This is a genomic window from Pseudomonas leptonychotis (assembly GCF_004920405.1).
Classification (GTDB): Bacteria; Pseudomonadota; Gammaproteobacteria; order Pseudomonadales; family Pseudomonadaceae; genus Aquipseudomonas; species Aquipseudomonas leptonychotis.
The window spans coordinates 977,999-1,002,319 of the sequence record NZ_RFLV01000001.1 but is presented as its reverse complement, the minus strand read 5'-3'; the positions used below and the strand labels follow the sequence as shown (position 1 = coordinate 1,002,319).

The window sequence follows — 24,321 nt, the reverse complement described above, 5'->3', positions numbered from 1 at the left end:
GCATGTCCGAGCGCCTACCTCCGGCGATTTTCCTCATGGGGCCGACTGCGGCCGGCAAGACCGATCTGGCCATCGAGCTGGCACGGGCGCTGCCATGCGAGTTGATCAGTGTCGACTCTGCGTTGATCTACCGCGGTATGGACATCGGTACGGCCAAACCGGATAAGACCACGCTGGCTGAGTTCCCGCACCGCCTGATCGATATTCGTGACCCGGCCGAGAGTTATTCGGCGGCCGAGTTTCGAGCTGATGCCCTGGCAGCCATGGCCGAGATCACCGCACGCGGGCGTATCCCGCTGCTGGTGGGTGGCACCATGCTGTATTTCAAAGCTTTGCTCGAAGGTTTGGCGGATATGCCTGGCGCGGATGCGGCCGTGCGGGCTGAGCTGCAAGCGCGTGCTCAGGTTGAAGGCTGGGGCGCGCTGCACGCCGAGCTGCATGCAGTCGATCCTGAATCGGCTGCGCGTATCCATCCCAATGATCCGCAGCGCCTGGTTCGCGCTCTTGAGGTCTACCGGGTGAGCGGACAAAGCATGACTGCTCATCGGTTACGTCAGGTAGCAGAAAATACTGCAGGCGGCACATCGGCGGATTGCCAATTCCCCTATACTGTTGCGCAAATAGCCATAGCCCCGGCACAACGGCAGTTGTTGCATGAGCGAATTGCCCTGCGGTTTCGCTTGATGGTGGAACAGGGGCTGGTTGCCGAGGTCGAACGCCTGCATCAGCGAAGTGACTTGCACGTTGGGTTGCCGTCTATAAGGGCGGTGGGATATCGGCAAGTCTGGGATTACTTAGACGGCAAACTCGACGCCGAGCAAATGCAGGAGCGGGGCATTATCGCCACGCGCCAATTGGCCAAGCGACAATTCACCTGGTTACGGGGTTGGCAGCAGGATGTGCATTGGCTTGATAGTGCTGACTGCGACAATCTGCCGCGTGCCTTGAAATACCTGGCAGCGGTCTCCATATTGACCTGAGACCTTGCCGTTGGCCGTCTATCCTTGGGGGTGTGGCGGCTTTAAGCCGTTCGTTGGTTTACTTAAATTATTGAAAATTGATCCTTAAAGGAGTGCGGCACATGTCAAAAGGGCATTCGCTACAAGACCCTTACCTGAATACCCTGCGTAAGGAACGCGTCCCGGTTTCTATTTATTTGGTTAACGGCATCAAGCTGCAAGGCCAGATCGAATCTTTCGACCAGTTCGTGATTTTGCTGAAAAACACTGTCAGCCAGATGGTCTATAAACACGCCATTTCCACTGTAGTGCCTAGTCGTCCGGTACGTTTGCCGAGCGCCAGCGAAACCGAGCAAGCTGAAGCTGAAGCTGAGTCCGGTAACGCCTAATTTAGGAGGCTGCATTGTTCTTCGAGCGCCATGAAGGTGGAAATCGGGCCATTCTGGTTCATCTAGACGGCCAAAACCCCGAGGCGCGCGAGGACCCGCAGGAGTTTCAGGAGCTTGCCCTCTCGGCGGGCGCTGAAACAGCTGCGTTCCTCAGTGTTCCGAGCACTCGGCTGACCGCTAAGTACTTGATTGGCAGTGGCAAAGTTGCTGAGTTGCGTGATCAGGTGAAAGCCACCGAGGCTGACTTGGTTATCTTCAATCACGTGCTTACGCCAAGTCAGGAGCGTAACCTTGAGCGCGTTTTCGAGTGTCGGGTGCTAGATCGCACCGGGCTGATTCTCGATATCTTTGCGCAGCGCGCGCGCACCCATGAAGGCAAGCTGCAGGTTGAGCTGGCTCAGCTTGACCATATGAGCACGCGACTGGTTCGTGGCTGGACCCACCTTGAGCGGCAGAAGGGGGGCATTGGCTTGCGTGGGCCGGGTGAAACTCAGCTAGAGACTGACCGCCGCCTGTTGCGTGTGCGGATTCGCCAGATCAAGCAAAAGCTCGAAAAGGTCCGCAGTCAGCGCGAGCAAGCTCGGCGCGGCCGTCAGCGTGCCGACATCCCTTCCGTGTCGCTGGTGGGCTACACCAATGCGGGCAAGTCAACACTGTTCAATGCGCTGACTTCTTCTGATGTTTATGCGGCTGATCAACTGTTCGCCACCCTTGACCCTACCTTGCGCCGTCTGGAGCTGGATGATCTCGGGCCAATCGTGCTGGCTGATACCGTAGGCTTTATCCGTCATTTGCCGCACAAGCTGGTTGAGGCGTTTCGCGCGACGCTTGAAGAGTCGAGCAATTCCGATTTGCTGTTGCACGTAATCGACGCACATGAGCCCGAGCGCGATCAGCAAATCGAGCAGGTGTTGGCGGTGCTGGGTGAGATTGGCGCGCATGAGTTGCCGATGCTTGAGGTGTATAACAAGCTCGACCTGCTTGAAGGGGTAGAGCCACAGATTCAGCGCGATGCCGATGGCAAGCCGCAGCGGGTTTGGTTGTCGGCGCGTGACGGGCGTGGTTTGCCGTTATTGCGTCAGGCGATAGCTGAGCTGTTGGGTGATGATCTATTTGTCGGTACATTGCAGCTGCCACAGCGCCTTGGGCGTTTACGTGCGCAGTTCTTCGATTTGGGTGCGGTACAAAGCGAATCCCATGCCGAAGACGGTAGCAGCCTGCTGGCTGTGCGCTTGCCGCGGATTGAGCTGAATCGGCTGGTGAGTCGTGAAGGGCTTAAGCCGCAGGAATTTATCGAGCAACACACTTTGCAATAAAGCCTGCATCAGCGACTTTGCCGCTGGTTGCATGCATTCTGTAGCATTGGCGGGCGCGCCGCGGGCGCGTCTTTGCTTTATCAGATGGAGAGCGCTATGGCTTGGAATGAGCCGGGTGGCAACTCGAATAATCAGGACCCATGGGGTGGCCGTAAAAACGGTGACCGTAAGGGACCGCCGGATATCGATGAAGCCTTCCGCAAGCTGCAGGAGAGCCTTAATGGGCTGTTCGGTGGCGGCAAAAAACGAGGCAGCGAGACTGGCTCTGGCAATGGCGGCGGCTTTGGCTTGCTGTTCGTGGGCCTGGGGCTGCTGGCTGCGGTCTGGCTGTACAGCGCGATCTATGTCGTCGATGAGCAGGAGCAGGCCGTGGTGCTGCGCTTCGGCAAATACTACGAGACAGTCGGCCCGGGTCTGAATATCTATTTCCCGCCGATTGATCGCAAGTTTCAGGAAAACGTCACCCGTGAGCGTGCTTACAGCAAGCAGGGGCAGATGTTGACCGAGGACGAAAACATCATCGAAGTGCCGTTGACCGTGCAGTACCGGGTCAGCAACTTGCAGGATTTCGTACTCAACGTTGATCAGCCGGAAGTCAGTCTGCAGCATGCGACCGACAGCGCCGTGCGTCACGTGGTGGGTTCCACCGAGATGGACCAGGTGCTGACCGAAGGCCGTGAGCTTATGGCCAGTGAGGTCAAGGAGCGCTTGCAGCGTTTCCTCGACAACTACCGCACCGGTATCACGGTGACTCAGGTCAACTTGCAGAGTGCGGCGGCGCCGCGTGAAGTGCAGGAAGCCTTCGATGACGTGATTCGTGCCCGTGAAGACGAGCAGCGTGAGAAGAATCAGGCTGAAACCTATGCCAATGGCGTGGTGCCGGAAGCCCGTGGCCAGGCGCAGCGCCTGATCGAGGATGCCAACGGTTACCGCGATGAGGTGGTTTCTCGGGCACAGGGTGAGGCGGACCGCTTTACCTCATTGGTGACTGAGTACCGTAAGGCACCTGAGGTTACGCGTGAGCGTCTGTATCTGGACACCATGCAGGAGCTGATGACCAACACCAGTAAGGTGTTGGTGACCGGCGATAAGGGGCAGAACAATCTGCTTTATCTGCCGCTGGACAAGATGATCGATGGCCGTAGCCCGTCTGCGCCTAGCTCGATATCCGGCGCTGCGGGTGCCGCAGACGCAGGCTCGCGAGTAAATGTCGATCCGCGTCAAGTTGAGCTGCGCACAAGGGAGAGCCGTTGATGAGCAATAAATCGCTGATCGCCCTTATAGGTGGCGTCGTGCTGGCGATCGTCGCCTGGAATAGCTTCTATATCGTCTCGCAAACTGAGCGTGCGGTGCTGTTGCAGTTCGGTCGTATTGTCCAGCCGGACGTGCAGCCGGGTTTGCATGTCAAAATTCCATACGTTAACCAGGTGCGCAAGTTCGATGCGCGGCTGCTGACATTGGACTCCAGCAGCTCGCGTTTCCTTACGCTGGAAAAGAAAGCATTGATGGTCGATGCCTTTGCCAAGTGGCGCGTGTTGGATGCTGAGCGTTTCTACACCGCGACCTCCGGCATGAAGCAGATTGCTGATGAGCGTCTGGCGCGTCGCCTCGAAGCGTCGCTGCGCGACCAGTTTGGTAAGCGCACGCTGCATGAAGCGGTCTCGGGTGAGCGTGATGCCTTGATGGCGGATGTGACGGCCTCCTTGAATCGGGCTGCGCAGAAAGAGCTGGGCATTGAGGTGGTGGATGTGCGCGTCAAGGCCATCGACCTGCCCAAGGAAGTCAACCGAAGCGTATTTGATCGGATGAGTTCTGAGCGCGAGCGTGAAGCCCGCGAGCACCGCGCAAAAGGTAAGGAGTTGGCTGAAGGTATTCGTGCCGATGCCGATCGACAGCGTCGTGTGTTGCTGGCTGATGCCTACCGTCAAGCTGAAGAGCTGCGTGGTGATGGTGACGCCCAGGCGGCTGCGATCTACTCCAAGGCCTACGGCATGGATCAGGAGTTTTACTCGTTCTACCGCAGCCTAAGGGCTTATCGCGAGAGTTTCGCCGACAAGCGTGATGTGTTGGTGCTGGACCCAAGTAGCGACTTTTTCCGCTATTTGGAGAAGTCCAAGCCTTGAGTCATCACCCCGGCGAGCAGTCGTCGGGGTGACCCTTGTGGAAAACGTGGTATCATGCGGCAGCCGGGGAAATCCCGGCTTTTTTGCGTCTGTGGGAAGCATGTGGCAGGAATTAGGCATCGCGTTTTGTCTTGTGTTGGTGCTGGAAGGCATCCTGCCCTTCCTGTGCCCGCGTCATTGGCGTGAAAGGCTTTTACAACTGACGCAGTGTCTGATCGACAGCTGCGTTTGATGGGGTTGGTCAGCATGCTGCTGGGAACAACCGTCCTTTATTGGCTTCACTGAAGGCTTGTGCCGCCCGGTTCAAGAGGGGAATGGCGAAATGGCAACGGTAGACCGCTGGCTGCTGCCAGATGGCATCGAAGAAGTACTGCCGCCGTACGCGGGGCGTATTGAAGTGGCACGTCGTCAGGTGCTGGATCTGTTCCAGCGCTGGGGCTATGAATTTGTGGTCACCCCGCACATCGAGTACCTGGAGTCGCTGCTGACTGGCGCGGGCCAGGACCTGGATTTGCGCACCTTTAAGGTCACTGATCCGCTGTCCGGTAGGCAGATGGGCTTTCGTGCCGACATCACGCCGCAGGTGGCGCGCATCGATGCGCATACCCTGCGCCGCGAAGGGCCGAGCCGTCTGTGCTACGCCGGTAGCGTGGTGCATGCTCAGCCGCGTGCGCTGACCACCTCGCGCAGCCCGATCCAGCTGGGTGCTGAGCTGTATGGCGATGCCAGCCCGGCCAGTGATGTGGAGGTGATCAGCCTGTTGGTCAGCACGCTTGAACTGGCCGCTGTGCCGGATGTGCACATGGATCTGGGTCATGTCGGTATTTACCGGGGCCTGGCGCGTGCTGCCGAGTTGTCTGGTGAAGTCGAGCAGCAGTTGTTCGATGCGCTGCAGCGTAAGGCGATGGATGAGGTTGCCGAGCTGACCGAAACCCTGCCGGATGACCTGCGCAAGATGTTGCGGGCGCTCAGTGAGTTGTGTGGTGGTCGTGATGTATTGGACCTGGCTCAGGCATGCCTGGTCGATGCTCCTGATGATGTGCATGCGGCGCTGGATGACCTGATGGCGATTGCCGATGCATTGAGCCTGCGCTACCCGGAGCTGCCGCTGTATTTTGATCTCGGCGAACTTCGCGGTTATCACTACCACACCGGTGTGGTGTTCGCAGCTTTTGTCCCGGGTGTTGGCTATGCCATTGCTCAGGGTGGTCGGTATGACGACATCGGCGCCGATTTTGGCCGCGCGCGTCCGGCGACAGGCTTCTCCACTGACCTGAAAACCCTGGTCAGTTTAGGGCAGATGCAGTTGGGCGATGTGCCGGCCGGCATCTGGGCGCCAGACAACCATGATGTGTTCTTGTGGCAAGCAATTCAGCGGTTGCGTCAGGACGGTCAGCGGGTGGTTCAAGCATTGCCAGGGCAAGTTACGGCTGATGCTGAAGCCGCGGGTTGTGATCGTCAGCTGCTACTGCGTGATGGTCGCTGGCAGTTGGCTGAGCTGACAGCTTAAGCGGCCGTACCAAAAGTTTCCGTCGGCTGTAGCCGGCATCCAGTTTGCGAAGAGGGTTAGTGTTATGGGTAAGAATGTCGTAGTCCTGGGCACCCAGTGGGGCGATGAAGGCAAAGGTAAAATCGTCGACCTGCTGACCGAACAGGCTGCAGCTGTCGTGCGCTATCAGGGTGGTCACAATGCGGGCCACACTCTGGTGATCGATGGCGAGAAGACCGTTCTGCACCTGATCCCCTCCGGCATCTTGCGTGAAAACGTGCAGTGCCTGATCGGCAATGGCGTGGTAGTTGCGCCTGACGCGCTGATGCGTGAAATCATCAAGCTGGAAGAGAAAGGTGTGCCGGTGCGCGAGCGCCTGCGCATCAGCCCATCCTGCCCGCTGATTCTGCAGTACCACGTCGCCCTCGATCAGGCGCGTGAGAAAGCCCGTGGCGATGCCAAGATCGGCACCACCGGTCGCGGCATTGGCCCGGCTTATGAAGATAAGGTCGCGCGTCGCGGTTTGCGTATTGGTGATCTTTTTCATCGTGAACGTTTCGCTGCCAAGCTCGGCGAGTTGCTGGATTACCACAATTTCGTGCTGGTCAATTACTACAAAGAGCCGGCTATCGATTTCCAGAAAACACTCGATGAGTGCATGGAATATGCCGAGCTGCTTAAGCCGATGATGGTTGATGTCACCGCTGTCCTGCATGACATGCGTCGTGAGGGCAAGGACATCATGTTCGAGGGCGCGCAGGGCTCGCTGCTGGACATTGACCATGGCACCTACCCCTATGTCACCAGTTCCAACACCACGGCGGGCGGTATCGCCACGGGTTCCGGTTTTGGCCCGATGTACCTGGATTACATCCTCGGTATCACCAAGGCTTACACCACGCGTGTGGGTTCTGGCCCGTTCCCGACTGAATTGTTCGATGAAACTGGCGCCTTTCTGGCCAAGCGTGGCCATGAGTTCGGTTCCACTACCGGTCGCGCCCGCCGCTGTGGTTGGTTTGATGCGGTGATCCTGCGTCGCGCTATCGAGATCAACAGCATCTCCGGTCTGTGCTTGACCAAGCTGGATGTGCTCGATGGCCTGGAAACCATCCGCATTTGCGTCGGTTACAAAGACCAGAATGGTGACGTGCTGGTCGATGCGCCGACCGATGCCGACAGCTACCTGGGTTTGCAGCCGGTTTACGAAGAGCTGCCAGGCTGGAGCGAATCGACGCTAGGCGCTAAGACTCTGGACGAGTTGCCGGCGGCTGCGCGCGCTTATATCAAGCGCGTGGAGGAGTTGGTGGGGGCGCCCGTTGATATCGTTTCCACCGGCCCTGACCGCAACGAGACTATTGTGTTGCGTCATCCGTTTGCCTGATATTTGCAGGCCGTGCACAAAGGGTCGCCAGTTGGCGGCCCTTTGTTGTTTTAGATCTGGGTAAAAATATCCGGGCTAGTCTTCATAAATACGTTTGCCAGCCGTTATAGGCATTACCGTTGTCAGGAGTGTCTGCCGTGTTTTCCATTATTTCTGTGTTGCGCAGTCGCCTGCTGTTGCCGGTGTTTCTAGCGCTGGGCGTGGCCCTGTTGGTGCAGGTTGTCGTGGCGGTGGCGTTAACGCGCACTACGGTGGCGACGCTTGAGGCGGATTTGGCCACGGGAATGCAGGCCGATACGGCGCGTTTGGTGGATGAGCTTACGAAGGCGAGTAATGAGGTGCGTGGTGGGTTGGATAGTCTATCCGCCAGCACTCAGGCGCAGTTGGCCAAAGGCCTTTCCACTCGCCTGGCCGAGGAGCAGGCGCAGATCCGCGAGGTGCTGGACAGCAATCTCAAGCGCTCAGCGGATGAGCTGGCACAGCTACTGTCGGCTGTTGCGCCCAAAGCCATTTGGGATGCCGATGTGCCGGCGTTAACCGAGTTAGCGCGTGGGGCGCATCGCAATCCGGCGGTGTTGTTTGCGGTCTATCTCGATGCGCAAGGCGAACGCCTGACGCGTCACCTCAACCGGCAGGATTCCCGTGTTCGCGCGCTGATGGCCAAGGGGGAGGGCGATGGTGCGCTGGATAAGGTGCTGCAAGCGGCGGCCAATGATCCGGGTGTATATATCGCCGAGGCGAGCATCAGCCCGATGGGCTCTGATATTGGCAAGGTCCTGCTGGGGGTTTCTACTGCGTCGGTGGATGAGGAGCTGGCGAAGCTGGATCAGCGATTCGTCAGCCTGATCGACAGCAGTGGGCGGCTGGTTTCAGATAGTTTAAGTGGTGCGGCCACCAGCAGTGCAGACGCCTTGGCGTCCCGTTTGAGCGTTGCGCGTGAGGCGGCCGGCGGTATGGAGCAGAGCAGTCGTGAGGTTGTGCAGAAAGCTGCGGCAGGCTTGCGCTGGAATATCAGTATGGGGCTGGTGGTCGTGGCGCTGCTGATTCTGCTGGTGTTGGCCGTGGTGCTGGGGCGGCGAGTGGTCAGTAAGCTGCATACCTTGATTGCGGTGCTGAATGACTGGGCGGCGGGTGAGGGTGATTTAACGCGCCGGGTTGAGCTCAACAGCCGTGATGAGATTGGTGACATGGCGGCGGCGGTCAATCGTTTTGTCGCCAAGCTGCAGCCGATTGTGCGCGAAGCGGGTGAGGTGGCATCGCTTACCGGTCGAGAGATTGACCATCTGGCGTCGCGCAGTGCTGCTGCCGAGTCGGCTGCTGAGCGCCAGCGTGATGAGGTGGCAGGCAGCCTGCAGGCCTTGGCGGAAATGGCCGGTGAGGCGCAGGCGGAAAGTCAGGCGATGCGCGAGGCGCTGCAGCGGGTTGGGGCGATTCGTCAGGCTGCTGATGAGAATGCGGCTATTGCGCTGCGTGTGGGAGGCTCGATCGAGGAGTTGGTGCGCCGTGTGGAAACTGGCGCGGCGGTGATTGAGCGGCTGGCCAAGCAAAGTGAGCAGATTGAAGTGGTGCTGACGGTGATTCGTTCAATCGCTGAGCAAACCAATTTGTTGGCGCTGAATGCGGCGATTGAGGCGGCGCGTGCGGGTGAGAGTGGGCGCGGATTTGCCGTGGTGGCAGATGAAGTGCGGGCCCTGGCTAGCAAAACGCAGCAGTCCACCGGTGATATTCAAACCCATATCGGTGCGCTGCAGCAGGGCGCGCGCGAAGCAGTTGAGGCGATTAGTCAGGCGGGTAAGCAGGCTGATCAGGGTTTGGCTGCGTTGCGCGAAAGCGCGCGGGTGCAGCAATCGGTGCGTGAGTCCGTGGAGGATGTGCACGGGGCGATTAATGCCGCGACCGAAGCGGCTGCGCACCAGGCTGAGGGCGCGGATGCCGTGCGTGGGCGCGTCGAGGTGATTCATATTGAAGCGCAGCGTGCGGCGGAAGCGGTTGCTGCGACGGCGCAAAGCGGACGCGTGTTGGATGGGTTGGCGAAGAAACTCAAAGCCAGCCTCGGGCAATTTCGGGTTTAAATCCAGAAGAGCTGGGCGCGCCGAGCGCCCCTGCTTTGGTGGCCTTGAGTGGGTAAAAATCAGCAGGCAATAAAAAACCGAGCCAATGGCTCGGTTTTTTGAATTGGTGCCCAGGAGAAGACTCGAACTTCCACGACCGTAAGGTCACCAGCACCTGAAGCTGGCGTGTCTACCAATTTCACCACCTGGGCATTGATTGCAAAAAATGCTCATTTGCGATCAACTACAACTCGGATAACATCGTTTCCCGTCGTTGTGGCGCGCATAATACGGATCGGGTTTTTACTTGTAAACCCCTGTTGTTAAAAAATTTTATTCTGTGTGCCGGGCTGACCTGGACAGTGGTTTCGCGCTTCAATAGGCACATGGCAAACCGAATTTGTGTAGATAAGGTGAATTACCTCTAATGGCCGATTGGCAATCCCTCGATCCCGAGGCCGCTCGTGAAGCGGAAAAATACGAAAACCCCATTCCAAGTCGCGAGCTGATTCTGCAGCACTTGTCTGACCGTGGCTCCCCAGCGAGTCGCGAAGAGCTGGCCGATGAGTTTGGCATGGCCACTGATGAGCAGCTTGAAGCGTTGCGTCGTCGTCTGCGCGCCATGGAGCGCGATGGTCAGTTGATCTATACCCGCCGCGGTACCTATGCGCCGGTTGACAAGCTCGACCTAATTTTGGGTCGCGTCAGCGGGCATCGTGATGGCTTTGGCTTTCTGGTGCCGGATGACGGCAGTGATGACTTATTTCTGAGTCCTGCGCAGATGCGCCTGGTGTTCGATGGCGACCGTGCGTTGGCGCGAGTTTCCGGCCTCGACCGGCGTGGCCGTCGCGAGGGCGCTGTAGTGGAGGTGATCCTCCGTGCGCACGAAAGCATCGTCGGTCGTTATTACGAAGAAAGTGGTGTCGGTTTTGTTGTCGCCGATAACCCGAAAATTCAGCAAGAAGTGTTGGTAACGCCGGGGCGTAACGCGGGCGCCAAGCAAGGTCAGTTCGTTGAGGTGAAAATCACCCACTGGCCGACTACGCGCTTTCAGCCGCAGGGTGATGTGGTTGAGGTGGTTGGCAACTACATGGCGCCGGGCATGGAAATCGACGTTGCCCTGCGCAGCTACGATATTCCCCATGTGTGGCCAGAGGCTGTTGAGAAAGAAGCACGTAAGCTCAAGCCGGAAGTTGAGGAGAAGGACAAGGAAAAGCGTATCGATTTGCGCCACCTGCCCTTCGTTACCATCGATGGCGAAGATGCTCGCGACTTTGATGACGCGGTGTACTGCGAGAAAAACGGTAGCAACTGGCGGTTGTTCTCCGGCGGCTGGAAGCTTTATGTCGCCATCGCCGACGTTTCCCACTACGTGAAGATTGATTCGGCGCTGGACGCCGAAGCCCAGGTGCGTGGCAACTCGGTGTACTTCCCGGAGCGGGTTATCCCGATGCTGCCGGAAGAGCTGTCCAATGGTCTGTGCTCGCTGAACCCGCACGTCGATCGCCTGGCCATGGTCTGCGAGATCAGTATCTCGAAAACCGGCAAGATGACCGATTACCAGTTCTATGAGGCGGTGATTCACTCCCATGCACGTCTGACCTACAACAAGGTCAGTGCCATGCTTGAGCAGCCTAAGGGCAGCGAAGGCAAGGCGTTGCGTGGTGAGTACAAAGAAGTCTTGCCGCACCTCAAGCAGCTGTATTCGCTGTATCAGGTGTTGCTGGCGGCGCGCCACGAGCGCGGTGCCATCGACTTCGAAACCCAGGAAACCCGAATCATCTTCGGTGCTGGGCGCAAAATCGCCGAGATTCGCCCAACCCAGCGCAACGATGCGCACAAGTTGATCGAAGAGTGCATGCTGGCTGCTAACGTCGCCACTGCCGCCTTTATGCAAAAGCATGAAATTCCGGCGCTGTACCGCGTGCATGATTGCCCGCCGCCAGAGCGCGTGGAAAAACTCAAGGCGTTCCTCACTGAGCTGGGTCTGTCGCTGCACCGCGGCAAGTCCAAGGATGGTCCGTCGCCTAAGGACTACCAACTGCTGCTGGAGAGCATTCGTGGGCGTCCGGACTACCACCTGATCCAGACCGTGATGCTGCGCTCGCTCAGTCAGGCGGTGTACAGCGCCGACAATCAGGGTCACTTCGGTTTGAATTACGAGGCCTATGCGCACTTCACCTCGCCGATTCGCCGTTACCCGGATCTGCTGATCCATCGTGCGATTCGCAGTGTGGTGCGTTCCAAGCTGGACACTCCACACGTCAAGCGTGCCGGTGCGACGATCATGCCGCGTGCGCGGATCTATCCGTACGACGACGCAATTCTCGAGCAGCTTGGCGAGCAGTGCTCGATGTCTGAGCGTCGTGCCGATGAGGCGACGCGCGATGTGGTGAACTGGCTCAAGTGCGAGTTCATGAAAGACCGTGTTGGGGAGACCTTCCCCGGGGTGATTACCGCCGTGACCGGCTTCGGTTTGTTTGTCGAGTTGAAAGACATTTATGTCGAAGGGCTGGTGCACGTCACCGCCTTGCCGGGTGATTACTATCACTTCGATCCGGTGCACCACCGTTTGGCGGGCGAGCGCTCAGGGCGCAGCTTCCGTTTGGGTGACAGTGTTGAAGTGAAGGTCATGCGCGTTGATCTGGATGAGCGCAAGATCGATTTTGAATTGGCCGAAGGCAAAGCTGTGGCGCCAGCCGGTGCGCGTCGAGGCGGTTTCGAGTCCGCGGCGGGTAAAACCGGGCGTCGTGGTGAGCGTGCAGCGCCGGGTAATACCGATGTAGAGAAGAGCCGTGCACTGAAAAAATCCCTGCTCAGTGACTCGAAAAGCAAGGCAGGCAAAAGCTCGGTTAAGGGTGAGTCAGCCAAGCCCGCTGCCAAGACAGGTAAGCCTGGTGCACACCGCAAGGGTGCGGCGGCTGGTGGTGCGCCGGCTTCTGGTGGGCCACGCAAGCGTAAGGCGAAGTCATGAGTCAGTTGGAAAAAATCTACGGCGTCCATGCCGTAGAGGCTTTGCTGCGGCATCACCCGAAGCGGGTCAAGCAGGTTTGGCTTGCTGAAGGGCGTAACGATCCGCGGGTGCAGGTGCTGCTGGCCTTGGCGGCAGATGCGCGCGTTTCGGTTGGCCAGTGCGAGCGCCGCGAGATGGACTCCTGGGTCGAGGGTGTGCATCAAGGCGTGGTCGCTGATGTAAGCCCCAGCCAAGTCTGGGGTGAGGCCATGCTTGAGGAGTTACTGGATCGCAGCGAAGGTGCTCCACTGATTCTGGTGCTCGATGGTGTGACTGATCCGCATAATCTCGGCGCTTGCCTGCGTACTGCCGATGCGGCCGGTGCTTTGGCCGTGATCGTGCCGAAGGACAAGTCCGCCACGCTTAACGCCACCGTGCGCAAGGTGGCCTGTGGCGCGGCGGAGGTTATCCCGTTGGTCGCAGTCACCAACCTGGCGCGCAGCCTAGAGAAGCTTCAGCAGCGCGGTCTATGGGTGGTTGGTACTGCTGGCGAGGCGGAGATGGAAGTATACGACCACGACCTGACTGGGCCGACCGTGCTGATCATGGGTGCAGAAGGCAAAGGTATGCGCCGGCTGACCCGCGAGCACTGCGATTACCTGGTCAAGCTACCGATGGCGGGCAGCGTCAGCAGCCTCAACGTCTCGGTGGCGACCGGGGTTTGCCTGTTCGAGGCATTGCGTCAGCGCAAGGCTGGCAGCAAGAAGAAGTAGTGTAGATACCGAGCGCTCCAGGGCGCTCGGTCTACTTGAGTGGTCAGCGGTTTACTCTCTCGCTCGCGCTTAGTTGTTCAAATAATCACCAGTTCACCTTGCATGTGGCGGGGCGCCTCACTAGAATGTCGGCCCTTGCCGCTACGGCAGGCGTATTCGCGCCTTCCTGTTTCAGCAAGACAAACAAGTGAAATTCACTCCTTGCCTGACCGCATTTTGCGGCAGGCTACAACCCGTAAGGAGCATTTATGCGTCATTACGAAATCATCTTTCTGGTTCACCCGGACCAGAGCGAGCAAGTCGGCGGCATGGTTGAGCGTTACACCAAGCTGATCGAAGAAGACGGCGGCAAGATTCATCGCCTGGAAGATTGGGGGCGTCGTCAGCTGGCTTACGCCATCAACAACGTCCACAAAGCTCACTACGTGATGCTTAACGTTGAGTGCACTGGCAAAGCCCTGGCTGAGCTGGAAGACAACTTCCGTTACAACGATGCCGTGATCCGTAACTTGGTCATCCGTCGCGACGAGGCCGTTATCGACCAGTCCGAGATGCTCAAGGCCGAAGAAAACCGCAGTGAGCGCCGTGAGCGTCGTGACCGTCCTGAAAACGCCGATTCTAACGATGGCGATGACAGCGACAACAACGACAGCGACAACGCTGACGAGTAATCCACGGATCTATTGAGGAGCCACTCTCATGGCACGTTTCTTCCGTCGTCGTAAATTCTGCCGTTTCACCGCAGAAGAAGTGAAAGAGATCGATTTCAAAGATCTCAACACGCTGAAAGCTTACATCTCGGAAACCGGCAAGATCGTTCCTAGCCGTATCACCGGTACTAAGGCTCGTTATCAGCGTCAGCTGGCTACCGCTATCAAGCGCGCCCGCTTCCTGGCCCTGCTGCCTTACACCGACAGCCACGGCCGCTGAGACCAGATGTTCGACAAGAAGTAAGGGATAGATCGCATGCGCGCCTTAGCTGAATTCATTATGCGCGGCCGTATGCAGGCCACTCTTGTAGTGGTTGTTTCTGCGGCATTGCCGCTGCTGTTCTGGTTGAGTGCTGCCGCTGGAAGCCTGGTGCTTCTGCGGCGCGGTTGGAGTGATGCCATTGGCATCCTCGCCTGGGCTCTGCTGCCGGCCATTGGCTGGTGGTATTTCGGCGAACCGCGCACCTTATTGGTGTTGCTCGGTGCGTTGGGGTTGGCGTTGTTGCTACGCGCCAATTTGTCCTGGAATCGTGTGCTGCTTTGCAGTGTGGCATTGGGCCTGGTGTATGGGCTGGTTTTGGGCGCGGTGTTCCGCGAACCCATCGAGGCAATGGCGCTTGAGTTGCAAAAGCTCATGCCGCAAATGCTCGAAGGGGTCCACCAACAAATGTCGGTGGATGAGCGAGCGCGCTTGGATAGCCTGATTGCACCAGTGCTGACTGGTTTGATCGCGGCGTTGTTGCAGATAGTCAGTCTGTTGAGCCTGATGCTTGGGCGCTTCTGGCAGGCGCAATTGTATAACCCGGGTGGTTTCGGCCGTGAGTTTCGCGCGCTACGCCTCCCGACCCCGCTGGCGATGTTGCTGCTGGTAGGCATGCTGTTGGGGCCCAATCTGGGCCCGCAAATGGCCATGCTGACGCCGTTGTGCAGTGTGCCGTTAGCGTTTGCGGGTATTGCCCTGTTGCATGGGGTGGTCGCGCAAGGTCGGCTAGGCAAGTTTTGGTTGGTTGGGTTGTACATCACGCTGTTGCTGTTTATGCAGCTGACCTATCCGTTACTGGTGGTTTTGGCCATTGTCGACAGTCTGCTTGATTTTCGTGGTCGCTTTGAGCGCAAACAAGGCTCGGGCCCTGCGAACGGTGAAGGTTAAAAGTTAAGAGGTTATTACCAAATGGAACTGATCCTGCTGGAAAAAGTCGCCAACCTGGGCAACCTGGGCGATAAAGTGAACGTTAAGTCCGGTTACGGTCGTAACTTTCTGCTGCCATTCGGCAAAGCAACTGCTGCAACCCCAGCCAACGTGGCTGCGTTTGAAGCACGTCGTGCCGAGCTGGAAAAACTGGCTGCCGAGAAGAAAGCTTACGCTGAATCCCGTGCTGCTCAGTTGGCTGAACTGGAAGTCACCATCACCGCTACCGCGGGCGATGAAGGCAAACTGTTCGGCTCTATCGGTACTCACGACATCGCTGAAGCCCTGACCGCCTCTGGCGTTGAAGTGGCTAAAGCTGAAGTGCGTCTGCCGAACGGCACTATTCGTCAACTTGGCGAATACGACGTAGCCGTGCACCTGCACAGCGACGTTGAAGCAACCGTTAAGGTTGTTGTTGTAGCTGCCTAACGGGCTGCTCAACGGGCTTGCACTTAGGTGCAGGCTCGCTAACATCGGGCACGGCATTGCGAAAGCGATGCCGTGCCCTTTGTTTTTTACACCACAGAATTTTTCCCGAGCCTTATGAACGACATCAGCCTGCCCGAACAGTACGACCTGCAAACCTCAGCCCTGAAGGTGCCGCCGCACTCGATCGAGGCTGAGCAAGCCGTGCTGGGTGGCCTGATGCTCGACAATAACGCTTGGGAGCGGGTGCTCGATGCGGTGTCGGACGGCGACTTCTATCGCCACGACCATCGGTTGATCTTCCGCGCCATTTTCAAGTTGGCCGAACGCAACCACCCCTTTGACGTAGTGACCGTATCCGAGCAGCTCGACAAGGAAGGGCAGTTGTCGCAGGTCGGCGGTTTGGCCTACCTCGGCGAGCTGGCGAAGAACATTCCCTCGGTGGCCAACATCAAGGCCTATGCGCAGATCATTCGCGAGCGCGCGACCTTGCGCCAGCTGATCGGTATCAGCGGTGAGATTGCCGACAGCGCCTATGCGCCACAAGGCCGCACCGGCGAAGAGATCCTTGATGAAGCCGAGCGGCTGATCTTCCAGATTGCTGAAGCGCGGCCCAAGACCGGCGGGCCGATCATGATCAATGACATCTTGGTTAAGGCCATTGATCGTATCGATACGTTGTTCAACTCCGGGGATGCCATCACTGGGCTGTCCACCGGCTTTACCGATCTGGATGCGCAGACCAGCGGTTTGCAACCAGCGGACTTGGTGATCGTTGCCGGTCGTCCGTCGATGGGTAAGACCACCTTTGCCATGAACCTGGTGGAAAACGCCGTGTTGCGCAGCGACAAGGCGATTGTCGTGTATTCCCTAGAGATGCCAGCCGACTCCATCGTCATGCGTATGCTCGCTTCCTTGGGGCGCATCGATCAGACCAAGGTGCGTGCGGGCCGTCTGGATGATGACGATTGGCCGCGGCTGACCAGTGCGGTCAACCTGCTCAATGACCGCAAGTTGTTTATCGACGATACCGCCGGCATCTCGCCGTCGGAGATGCGCGCGCGTACCCGGCGCTTGGCCCGTGAGCACGGCGAGATCGGCATGATCATGGTCGACTACCTGCAGCTGATGCAGATTCCAGGCTCAAGCAGCGAGAGCCGGGTGAACGAGATTTCTGAAATCTCTCGCTCGCTTAAGGCCTTGGCCAAGGAGTTCAATTGCCCGGTAGTGGCGCTTTCGCAGCTTAACCGTGGCTTGGAGCAGCGCCCGAACAAACGCCCGATCAACTCTGACTTGCGTGAGTCCGGAGCCATCGAGCAGGACGCGGATATCATCATGTTCGTGTATCGGGATGAGGTGTATCACCCGGAGACCGAATACAAGGGCGTGGCTGAAATCATCATCGGCAAGCAGCGTAACGGGCCGATCGGCACCACGCGCCTGGCCTTCCTGGGCAAGTACTCGCGCTTCGAAAACCTGGCGCCGGGCAGTTATCAGTTCGACGAAGACTGATTGGCCTACCTTGAGTTGTCCGTGGGCCTTTAGCTCTTGTAGAGCGGGGCGGTCGCCTGCTCGCCTAGATAGGGTTTTAGGTAGTCATCCAGGCGTTGGCCTTCTACCGCTGCAAAGATTTCAGCGCGGTCTTGCAATTGCTCCACTCGATCGACGCGGAAATTGCGAAAGTCGCTGCGCAGTTCACACCAGCAGCACAGGGTCCAGGTTTGGCCCCAGAAGAACAGTCCCAGCGGCCACACGCAGCGTTGACTGGTCTCCCCGCGTTCATCCCGGTAGCTGATCAGCAACTTGTGGCGCTGGCGTATAGCCTGGCGTAATTGGCCTAGCCAGTGCACAGGGTACGGATTGGTTTCGGGGGCAAATAACTGGTTGCGATTGAGCTCGTCGCGCAGCTCGCTAGGCAGTACACCATGAATCTTGGCCAGTGCTGATTCAGCGGCCCGCTGAAGTTGCGGGTCTGCCCAGGCTTTGACCATGCGTGCGCCCACCAGTAGTGCTTCTATCTCCTCGCGCTCGAACATCAGGGGCGGTAAGTCCATCGGCTGGCGCAGCACGTAACCGACACCTGCCTCACCTTCCAGCGGGACTCCGGAGAGTGAGAGGTCTTGGATATCTCGATAGACAGTGCGAACCGATACTTGCAGGCGTTCAGCCAGCCACTGGGCGGTGGTTAGACGGCGGCTGCGCAGAAATTGCACGATTTGAAACAGACGGTCAGCGCGCCTCATGTTCCCTCAGATGCTTTGTGTTGCCGGGCGTGCTGTCGCGCGCCCGGTATTGTTGGGTCAGGACATGCTGTGCAGGCCTACTTCATTGCCTTCGCTGTCTTTTATCACAGCGATAAAGCCGTGGGGAGCAATGGACATCTTGCTTTGGATTATGACGCCCCCAGCCGAGGGGGTTCGGCTCACCACCGCATCCAGATGACCTTCGACGTTCAGATAAACCCGAGTACCACCAATGCCGCTTTGTTGCTCGGCCGACTCGCTCAAGCAACCACCAACACCGCTCTCTGGTGTATGTGGCAACAGCGCCATGCGTCCACCCATACCGTCCATTACCTCTAAGGGCGTTGCCAGTGCGCGTTCATAGAAGTCCTTGGCGCGCTCGAAGTTGCTGACAAATAGCTCGAACCAGTTAATCGCATTCATTTTCTCTTTCCTTGAAAGTCAGGGGTGGCAGGCCGTGGCAGTCGTTGATCGTGCGTTTTGGCCTGTGCAGTCGACTTTAGAGCAGCGCTACTGACAGCTTATTGTCAGTAGCTTTTGCCGTTACACGATTAAATTTGCTTCGCTAATTATTAGGCGCAGCGTTTGTATGTTGGCGGTGGTTGGTGACCTGGCACTTGCAGGCCGGAGGCTGAGGTTTAAGATGCTCGGCTTTCCTCTGCTGTGGAGCACTAGCATGCGTCCCCTTGTCGCCACCATAGATCTGTCCGCAATTATCCATAACTATGCTGTGGCCAAGCGCTGTGCGCCGGGGCGGCAGGCGTTTGCGGTGGTTAAGGCAAATGCGTACGGGCATGGCGTGCGCGAGGTGGTGACGGCCCTGCACGAGGTTGCGGAAGGCTTTGCCGTGGCCAGCCTGGAAGAAGCTGCAGAGGTGCGCGCGTTGCACAGTGAGGCGCGGATTCTGTTATTGGAAGGCTGTTTTGCCGCGGCTGAATATCAGTTTGCCGCGCAGTTGGGCTTGGATGTGGTTCTCCACAATGCGCGGCAGGCACAAGAGCTGCTTGCGGCCACATTGAGCCGGCCGCTGAATGCCTGGGTGAAGCTGGACAGCGGCATGCACCGACTGGGTTTCAGTGCGGTGGCGCTGCGCGAATGGCACGGGCGCTTGCACGGTGCGCCGCAGGTCGCTGAGCTGAGTGTGCTCAGTCACTTTGCCTGCGCCGATGAGCGCGGCAGTGAAGTGACCGAACAGCAGCTTGAGGCATTTCTCGATGTCTTGGATCTGGACTTCGCTCAGCGCTCGCTGGCCAATTCGGCGGCGATTCTGACGATCCCGGCAGCGCACATGGATTGGCTGCGGCCGGGCATCATGCTTTACGGCGCGACCCCTTGTGCTGATCTGACGGTGGCTGAGCTGGGCCTGCGTCCAGCCATGAGCCTGACGGCGCAGTTGATTGCCTGTCGTGAGGTCGATGTGGGGGATGCCCTAGGCTATGGCGGCACCTGGCGCGCCTCACGTCCGTCGCGCATTGGTACGGTCAGTTGTGGTTATGCCGATGGTTACCCACGCCATGCGCCGAACGGCACGCCGGTGATTGTTCGTGGGCAGCGGGTGGCGTTGGTCGGCCGGGTTTCTATGGACATGTTGATGGTTGACCTCACGGACTTACCCGACGCGGTCGAGGGTGATGCGGTTGAACTGTGGGGCGCGCAGTTACCGGTGGATGAGGTGGCGCAGGCTGCCGGCACCATTGGTTACGAGCTGCTCAGCAAGGTCACGGCTCGTGTGCCGCGGCGCTATCGCAGCAGCTGAGTCAGAGCAGGCCGCTGGGGACGCTGAGTACATCCAGGTGCAGGCGTGCTTCGCTGCTCAGTTCGCCATCCTCGCCACACACCGCTGAGCCTGAGCGGCCACGGCTCTTGACCTTGTAGAGCATCTGGTCGGCGGCCTTGTACAGCGTGGTGAAGTTGCTGGCATGGCGCGGGTAAAGCGCGACGCCGATGCTAATGGTCACGGTTAGGCGCTCTGCCCCATAGCTGACTGGCTTGGCCAGCTCGTCCAGTAGGCGGCTGGCGATGTCACGAGCATGTTGCTCGGCATCTGCACCGCAAATCAGCACGGCGAACTCGTCGCCGCCCAAACGCGCCACTGCATCTCCGGAGCGCACGTGTTCGCGCAGGCGCTGAGCGATGCTTTGCAGCATCAGGTCGCCGGCGTCGTGGCCGTATTTATCGTTGATCGGTTTGAAATGATCGAGGTCGATTAGCAGCAAGGCGGTGGCCTCACTCTGTCGCCGGGCGTTGGCCAGCGCCGCCTCACAGCGCTCGACCAAGAAGCGGCGATTGGGCAGTTCGGTTAACGGGTCGTGGAAGGCGGCGTGGCGCAAATCGCGTTCACGTTCGCAGAGTTGTTGGTTGGCGGCGGCCAGTTCGGCGGTGCGCAGTTGCACCGCATTCTGTAACTCGTCGGCACTGCCTTGCATCTGCGCCATGCGTGCAGTTTTTTCGCGGTCTGCCTGTATCAATGCTTCGGCTTTTTCCTGCTTGAGGGTTTGGATTCGGTACGCCAGTGCGAAGGAGAACAGTATCGATTCGGCGGCCACGGACAGAGGGAACACATAGGCATTCCAGGCGGCTGGTTGCACCAGGCCAGTGGCGCGCATGAGTGCCAGGCTGATGCTGCCGAGAATCAGGCCATAACCGCAGAGGTAAAGCAGCGCCGGGAAGTAGCCTTGACGCCAGCGGATCAGCGCCGAGCCCAGAGCGGCTGGGATGCTGGTCAGTGAGAGCAGGGCGATAATCCAAGCGGCAATGTTGCGTTGGCCTAGGCCTTCCAGGGCTATCGCGATGACGTAGCAAGCGCAGGCGAAGCTCAGCAGATGATGAGCCCAGCGTACATGGCTGCGGGTCTGCATTAGGCACTGGGTAAAGCGGCAGGCGCAGAAGCCCCATAGCGAGGGCAGCGTGACGCGGTCCAGCCAAAACGGTACGGGGTTGTCCGGCCACAGGTATTGGAAGCCATGACCGCTCATGCTGACAATCATCAGCAGGGCGCCGGCAGTCGTCAGCACGTACCAAAAATAGGCCGAGTCGCGCAGGCTGAAGAAGATAAACAGGTTGTACAGCAGCAGGGCGGCGATGATGCCGTAGACCACGCCGAGGGCGAGATTCTCTTCTGCTGAAGCTTGGATCAACTGATCGAGTTGCCAGGTGCGTAACGGGAACGAGTTGCCAGCCGGATCGTAACTGCGCAGGTAGAAGGTGAGGGGCGCTTGATCTAGGGGTGGAAGCTTGAACAGCATATGGCGAAAGTCGTGGTCGCGGCTTTGTTTGTAGCTCACTCGTTCGCCTGATTCACGCTCCTGCCAGTTGCCGTCTGCACCGGGCAGATAAAGGCGCAGGTCAAGTTGGGTGACGGAGCCCACTTCTAACCACCACTGGCTTGGCGAGTTGCTCTCACGTTGCAGGGTGACCTTGATCCACCAGGGGCTGGTGCTTTGGCCGACGCTGGCGCGGCCATTAGCTGGTTTGAAACGGCTTTGGACGGCGGGGTCGGCCATGTCGACAATGCTTAATTGCGCACCGCGATCCTCCAGTAGCTCGATGTCGCCATTCAGGGACATGCCGCTGCTGTCAGGTGTAAGCACGATAGCGGCGCTTGCTAGGCTGGGCCAAAGCACCACACTCAGCGTAAAGAGAATAGAAAAGGCTAAGCGTTGCACCGCGTGCACTCCTTGATCTCGGCTATTGATGGCCGATGTTATTGGGCCGAGTATAGCCCTAAGCCATTACTCTGACGCCACAAGACTGAGGCGATTTGCTGCCATTAAACCTAGCTGATTGGTCGGGTTTGGTTAATTTTTGTGCTATATTTCGCGCCCGCGATTTTTCATCCCTGTTCGCCAACGCCGGTCACTTTCCATGTCCATGCAAACCGCCAAGCCATTATTCGATTATCCAAAGTACTGGGCCGAGTGTTTCGGTCCTGCGCCTTTCCTGCCGATGAGCCGGGAAGAGATGGATCAGCTTGGCTGGGACAGCTGCGACATCATCATCGTGACCGGTGACGCCTATGTGGATCACCCCTCTTTTGGCATGGCGATCATTGGTCGGCTGTTGGAGTCGCAGGGCTTTCGCGTCGGCATCATCGCTCAGCCGAACTGGCAGTCGAAAGACGACTTTATGAAGCTCGGCGAGCCGAATCTGTTTTTTGGCGTCGCGGCCGGCAACATGGATTCGATGATCAACCGGTACACCGCCGACAAGAAAATTCGCTCGGACGATGCCTACACCCCAGGCGGCATGGCCGGTAAGCGTCCGGACCGTGCCAGCCTGGTGTACAGCCAGCGTTGCAAAGAAGCCTATAAGCATGTGCCGATCGTGCTCGGCGGCATCGAAGCCTCCCTGCGCCGCATCGCCCACTACGATTACTGGCAGGATCGCGTGCGTAACTCGATCCTGATCGACGCCAGCGCTGACATTCTGTTGTACGGCAACGCCGAGCGCGCCATCGTCGAAGTGGCCCAGCGCTTGTCCTATGGCCACAAGATTGAAGACATCACCGATGTGCGCGGCACCGCGTTTATTCGTCGTGATACGCCGCAGGGCTGGTACGAGGTCGACTCCACGCGTATCGATCGACCGGGCAAGGTCGACAAAATCATCAACCCGTACGTGAACACCCAGGACACCCAGGCCTGCGCGATTGAGCAGGAAAAGGGCCCGGTTGAAGACCCGAACGAGGCCAAGGTTGTCGAGTTGCTGGCCAGCCCAAGGATGACCCGCGACAAGACGGTGATCCGTCTGCCATCGATGGAAAAAGTCCGTGGCGACGCGGTGCTCTACGCCCACGCCAACCGTGTACTGCACTTGGAAACCAACCCGGGCAACGCCCGCGCGCTGGTACAAAAGCACGGCGAAGTGGATGTGTGGTTCAACCCGCCGCCCATCCCGATGACCACCGAAGAAATGGACTACGTGTTTGGCATGCCCTACGCGCGTGTTCCGCATCCGGTCTATGGCAAGGAGAAGATCCCGGCCTACGACATGATCCGTTTCTCGGTGAACATCATGCGTGGCTGTTTCGGTGGCTGTACCTTCTGCTCGATCACCGAGCACGAAGGGCGGATCATCCAGAACCGTTCGGAAGAGTCGATCATTCGTGAGATCGAAGAGATTCGCGACAAGGTGCCAGGCTTTACCGGCGTCATTTCTGACCTCGGCGGGCCGACCGCGAACATGTACCGCATCGCCTGCAAAACCCCGGAAATCGAATCCGCGTGCCGTAAGCCGTCGTGCGTGTTTCCCGGTATCTGCCCGAACCTGAACACCGATCACTCGTCGTTGATTCAGCTGTATCGCAGCGCCCGCGCCCTGCCAGGTGTGAAGAAGATCCTGATCGCCTCCGGCCTGCGCTACGACCTCGCCGTCGAGTCGCCGGAGTATGTGAAAGAGCTGGTCACCCACCACGTCGGTGGTTACCTGAAGATCGCCCCGGAACACACCGAGGAAGGTCCGCTCAATCAGATGATGAAGCCGGGCATTGGCAGCTATGACAAGTTCAAGCGCATGTTCGAGAAGTACTCGAAAGAGGCGGGCAAAGAGCAGTACCTGATCCCGTACTTTATCGCTGCGCACCCCGGCACCACCGACGAAGACATGATGAACCTGGCGCTGTGGCTTAAGGGCAACGGCTTTCGCGCCGATCAGGTGCAGGCGTTCTACCCCTCACCAATGGCCACTGCCACGGCCATGTACCATTCGGGCAAGAACCCGCTGCGCAAGGTCAGCTACAAGAGCGATGGCGTGACTATTGTTAAGAGCGAGGAGCAGCGTCGCCTGCACAAGGCGTTCCTGCGTTACCACGACCCGAAAGGCTGGCCGATGTTGCGTGAAGCGCTGACTCGCATGGGCCGTGCTGACCTAATTGGGCCGGGCAAAAACCAGCTGATCCCGCTGCACCAGCCGGCTACCGACGGCTACCAGAGCGCGCGCCGCAAGAACTCGACGCCGGCCGGCAGCCACAAGGTTGCCAAGGACACCACCAAGAGCAAGCCGATGCTGACTCAGCACACCGGTTTGCCACCGCGTGATACCGGTGCGGCAGGTGGCAACCCATGGGACAAGCGTGAGCAGGCCAAAGCGGCTGCGCAGGTGCGTAACCAGCAGGCCGCCAAAGAACGCTCTGATGCTGCTAAAGGCAAAGGCAAGAAGCCGGTGAAGAAGCCGGCTGTGCCGCGCTGATTCTGCCCCATAAAAAACGCCAGCCTTGAGCTGGCGTTTTTTATGGGGCTGGTTGCAGGCGTGGGGCTGCGCAGCCGTAGGATGGGTTAGTCGCGTAGCGGCGTAACCCATCAAGTCGATAGTGTGGTGGGAG

20 protein-coding genes, 1 tRNA gene and 2 pseudogenes are annotated in these 24,321 nt (G+C 58.7%); 19 read left to right on the top strand and 4 right to left on the bottom strand.

Going from position 1 to position 24,321, the window contains the following annotated elements; translation table 11 throughout:
- Positions 1-2: 2 nt before the first annotated feature.
- The 10 genes and pseudogenes from miaA to D8779_RS21025 all read left to right on the top strand — a co-directional run bounded on the left by miaA (position 3) and on the right by D8779_RS21025 (position 9,729).
- On the top strand, positions 3-980 hold the full coding sequence (gene miaA, locus D8779_RS04570; protein WP_136663264.1) for a tRNA (adenosine(37)-N6)-dimethylallyltransferase MiaA: 978 nt from the start codon (positions 3-5) through the stop codon (positions 978-980).
- A 101-nt stretch (positions 981-1,081) separates the two neighbouring features.
- Entirely contained in the window at positions 1,082-1,348 is a 267-nt protein-coding gene (gene hfq / locus D8779_RS04565; RefSeq protein ID WP_136663263.1) for an RNA chaperone Hfq, read from the top strand.
- A gap of 14 nt (positions 1,349-1,362) precedes the next feature.
- Positions 1,363-2,664, top strand: coding sequence for a ribosome rescue GTPase HflX (hflX, locus tag D8779_RS04560; RefSeq protein WP_136663262.1), 1,302 nt, complete (start codon positions 1,363-1,365; stop codon positions 2,662-2,664).
- 96 nt (positions 2,665-2,760) lie between these two features.
- Positions 2,761-3,918, top strand: a complete 1,158-nt coding sequence (gene hflK, locus D8779_RS04555) for an FtsH protease activity modulator HflK (protein WP_136663261.1) — start codon at positions 2,761-2,763, stop codon at positions 3,916-3,918.
- Positions 3,918-4,787 (top strand): protease modulator HflC, encoded by an 870-nt coding sequence (hflC, locus tag D8779_RS04550; protein ID WP_136663260.1) that lies wholly within the window; start codon positions 3,918-3,920, stop codon positions 4,785-4,787. The genes hflK and hflC overlap by 1 nt, the downstream gene beginning before the upstream one ends.
- 100 nt (positions 4,788-4,887) lie before the next feature.
- A pseudogene (locus D8779_RS04545) lies at positions 4,888-5,072 on the top strand (DUF2065 domain-containing protein).
- 37 nt (positions 5,073-5,109) lie between these two features.
- A complete protein-coding gene (locus D8779_RS04540) occupies positions 5,110-6,297 on the top strand; it encodes an ATP phosphoribosyltransferase regulatory subunit (protein ID WP_136663259.1) in 1,188 nt (395 codons plus the stop codon).
- A gap of 64 nt (positions 6,298-6,361) precedes the next feature.
- Positions 6,362-7,657, top strand: coding sequence for an adenylosuccinate synthase (locus D8779_RS04535; protein WP_136663258.1), 1,296 nt, complete (start codon positions 6,362-6,364; stop codon positions 7,655-7,657).
- 284 nt (positions 7,658-7,941) lie between these two features.
- Positions 7,942-8,871: pseudogene (locus D8779_RS21030) on the top strand (HAMP domain-containing protein); the annotation flags it as partial.
- Complete coding sequence (locus D8779_RS21025) at positions 8,845-9,729, top strand: methyl-accepting chemotaxis protein (protein ID WP_405121178.1); 885 nt, start codon at positions 8,845-8,847, stop codon at positions 9,727-9,729. The pseudogene D8779_RS21030 and the gene D8779_RS21025, both read left to right, overlap by 27 nt.
- Positions 9,730-9,833: 104 nt before the next feature.
- Here the strand turns inward: D8779_RS21025 and D8779_RS04525 are convergent.
- A tRNA-Leu gene (locus D8779_RS04525) sits at positions 9,834-9,920 on the bottom strand.
- Between the two features lie 215 nt (positions 9,921-10,135).
- Between D8779_RS04525 and rnr the strand changes: the two genes are divergently transcribed.
- The 7 genes from rnr to dnaB all read left to right on the top strand — a co-directional run bounded on the left by rnr (position 10,136) and on the right by dnaB (position 17,271).
- Positions 10,136-12,682 carry a ribonuclease R gene (gene rnr / locus D8779_RS04520; RefSeq protein ID WP_136663257.1) on the top strand — a complete coding sequence of 849 codons (2,547 nt, stop codon included), beginning with the start codon at positions 10,136-10,138 and terminating at the stop codon, positions 12,680-12,682.
- Entirely contained in the window at positions 12,679-13,434 is a 756-nt protein-coding gene (gene rlmB / locus D8779_RS04515) for a 23S rRNA (guanosine(2251)-2'-O)-methyltransferase RlmB (protein ID WP_136663256.1), read from the top strand. The genes rnr and rlmB overlap by 4 nt, the downstream gene beginning before the upstream one ends.
- A gap of 248 nt (positions 13,435-13,682) precedes the next feature.
- On the top strand, positions 13,683-14,105 hold the full coding sequence (rpsF, locus tag D8779_RS04510; RefSeq protein ID WP_136663255.1) for a 30S ribosomal protein S6: 423 nt from the start codon (positions 13,683-13,685) through the stop codon (positions 14,103-14,105).
- Between the two features lie 28 nt (positions 14,106-14,133).
- Entirely contained in the window at positions 14,134-14,364 is a 231-nt protein-coding gene (gene rpsR / locus D8779_RS04505) for a 30S ribosomal protein S18 (protein ID WP_069519637.1), read from the top strand.
- A gap of 36 nt (positions 14,365-14,400) precedes the next feature.
- The gene (locus tag D8779_RS04500) at positions 14,401-15,294 is read left to right on the top strand and encodes a hypothetical protein (protein ID WP_136663254.1); all 894 of its coding nucleotides are present in this window, start codon (positions 14,401-14,403) and stop codon (positions 15,292-15,294) included.
- A gap of 21 nt (positions 15,295-15,315) precedes the next feature.
- Complete coding sequence (rplI, locus tag D8779_RS04495; protein WP_136663253.1) at positions 15,316-15,762, top strand: 50S ribosomal protein L9; 447 nt, start codon at positions 15,316-15,318, stop codon at positions 15,760-15,762.
- Positions 15,763-15,876: 114 nt separating this feature from the next.
- Positions 15,877-17,271: a replicative DNA helicase gene (gene dnaB / locus D8779_RS04490; RefSeq protein WP_136663252.1), complete on the top strand. Its 1,395-nt coding sequence runs from the start codon at positions 15,877-15,879 to the stop codon at positions 17,269-17,271.
- Between the two features lie 29 nt (positions 17,272-17,300).
- On the opposite strand, the gene D8779_RS04485 is transcribed toward dnaB, so the two are convergent.
- Together D8779_RS04485 and D8779_RS04480 are read right to left on the bottom strand one after the other, a co-directional pair.
- On the bottom strand, positions 17,301-18,002 hold the full coding sequence (locus tag D8779_RS04485; protein WP_136663251.1) for a helix-turn-helix transcriptional regulator: 702 nt from the start codon (positions 18,000-18,002) through the stop codon (positions 17,301-17,303).
- A gap of 57 nt (positions 18,003-18,059) precedes the next feature.
- On the bottom strand, positions 18,060-18,425 hold the full coding sequence (locus D8779_RS04480; RefSeq protein WP_136663250.1) for a VOC family protein: 366 nt from the start codon (positions 18,423-18,425) through the stop codon (positions 18,060-18,062).
- A gap of 253 nt (positions 18,426-18,678) precedes the next feature.
- Between D8779_RS04480 and alr the strand changes: the two genes are divergently transcribed.
- Entirely contained in the window at positions 18,679-19,758 is a 1,080-nt protein-coding gene (alr, locus tag D8779_RS04475) for an alanine racemase (RefSeq protein WP_136663249.1), read from the top strand.
- A gap of 1 nt (position 19,759) precedes the next feature.
- On the opposite strand, the gene D8779_RS04470 is transcribed toward alr, so the two are convergent.
- Positions 19,760-21,676: a diguanylate cyclase domain-containing protein gene (locus tag D8779_RS04470; RefSeq protein ID WP_420875579.1), complete on the bottom strand. Its 1,917-nt coding sequence runs from the start codon at positions 21,674-21,676 to the stop codon at positions 19,760-19,762.
- A gap of 196 nt (positions 21,677-21,872) precedes the next feature.
- Here D8779_RS04470 and D8779_RS04465 point away from each other — a divergent pair, with 196 nt between their 5' ends.
- Positions 21,873-24,188, top strand: coding sequence for a YgiQ family radical SAM protein (locus D8779_RS04465; protein WP_136664423.1), 2,316 nt, complete (start codon positions 21,873-21,875; stop codon positions 24,186-24,188).
- The last annotated feature ends 133 nt before the right edge of the window (positions 24,189-24,321 follow it).

Coding starts and splice junctions, on each gene's coding strand:
- rpsF (WP_136663255.1), top strand. CDS start 13,683: ATGCGTCATTACGAAATCATCTTTCTGGTTCACCCGGACCAGAGCGAG.
- rnr (WP_136663257.1), top strand. CDS start 10,136: ATGGCCGATTGGCAATCCCTCGATCCCGAGGCCGCTCGTGAAGCGGAA.
- miaA (WP_136663264.1), top strand. CDS start 3: ATGTCCGAGCGCCTACCTCCGGCGATTTTCCTCATGGGGCCGACTGCG.
- D8779_RS21025 (WP_405121178.1), top strand. CDS start 8,845: ATGGCGGCGGCGGTCAATCGTTTTGTCGCCAAGCTGCAGCCGATTGTG.
- D8779_RS04540 (WP_136663259.1), top strand. CDS start 5,110: ATGGCAACGGTAGACCGCTGGCTGCTGCCAGATGGCATCGAAGAAGTA.
- rpsR (WP_069519637.1), top strand. CDS start 14,134: ATGGCACGTTTCTTCCGTCGTCGTAAATTCTGCCGTTTCACCGCAGAA.
- D8779_RS04465 (WP_136664423.1), top strand. CDS start 21,873: ATGCAAACCGCCAAGCCATTATTCGATTATCCAAAGTACTGGGCCGAG.
- dnaB (WP_136663252.1), top strand. CDS start 15,877: ATGAACGACATCAGCCTGCCCGAACAGTACGACCTGCAAACCTCAGCC.
- D8779_RS04535 (WP_136663258.1), top strand. CDS start 6,362: ATGGGTAAGAATGTCGTAGTCCTGGGCACCCAGTGGGGCGATGAAGGC.
- hflK (WP_136663261.1), top strand. CDS start 2,761: ATGGCTTGGAATGAGCCGGGTGGCAACTCGAATAATCAGGACCCATGG.
- hflC (WP_136663260.1), top strand. CDS start 3,918: ATGAGCAATAAATCGCTGATCGCCCTTATAGGTGGCGTCGTGCTGGCG.
- rplI (WP_136663253.1), top strand. CDS start 15,316: ATGGAACTGATCCTGCTGGAAAAAGTCGCCAACCTGGGCAACCTGGGC.
- D8779_RS04485 (WP_136663251.1), bottom strand. CDS start 18,002: ATGAGGCGCGCTGACCGTCTGTTTCAAATCGTGCAATTTCTGCGCAGC.
- alr (WP_136663249.1), top strand. CDS start 18,679: ATGCGTCCCCTTGTCGCCACCATAGATCTGTCCGCAATTATCCATAAC.
- rlmB (WP_136663256.1), top strand. CDS start 12,679: ATGAGTCAGTTGGAAAAAATCTACGGCGTCCATGCCGTAGAGGCTTTG.
- hfq (WP_136663263.1), top strand. CDS start 1,082: ATGTCAAAAGGGCATTCGCTACAAGACCCTTACCTGAATACCCTGCGT.
- D8779_RS04480 (WP_136663250.1), bottom strand. CDS start 18,425: ATGAATGCGATTAACTGGTTCGAGCTATTTGTCAGCAACTTCGAGCGC.
- D8779_RS04500 (WP_136663254.1), top strand. CDS start 14,401: ATGCGCGCCTTAGCTGAATTCATTATGCGCGGCCGTATGCAGGCCACT.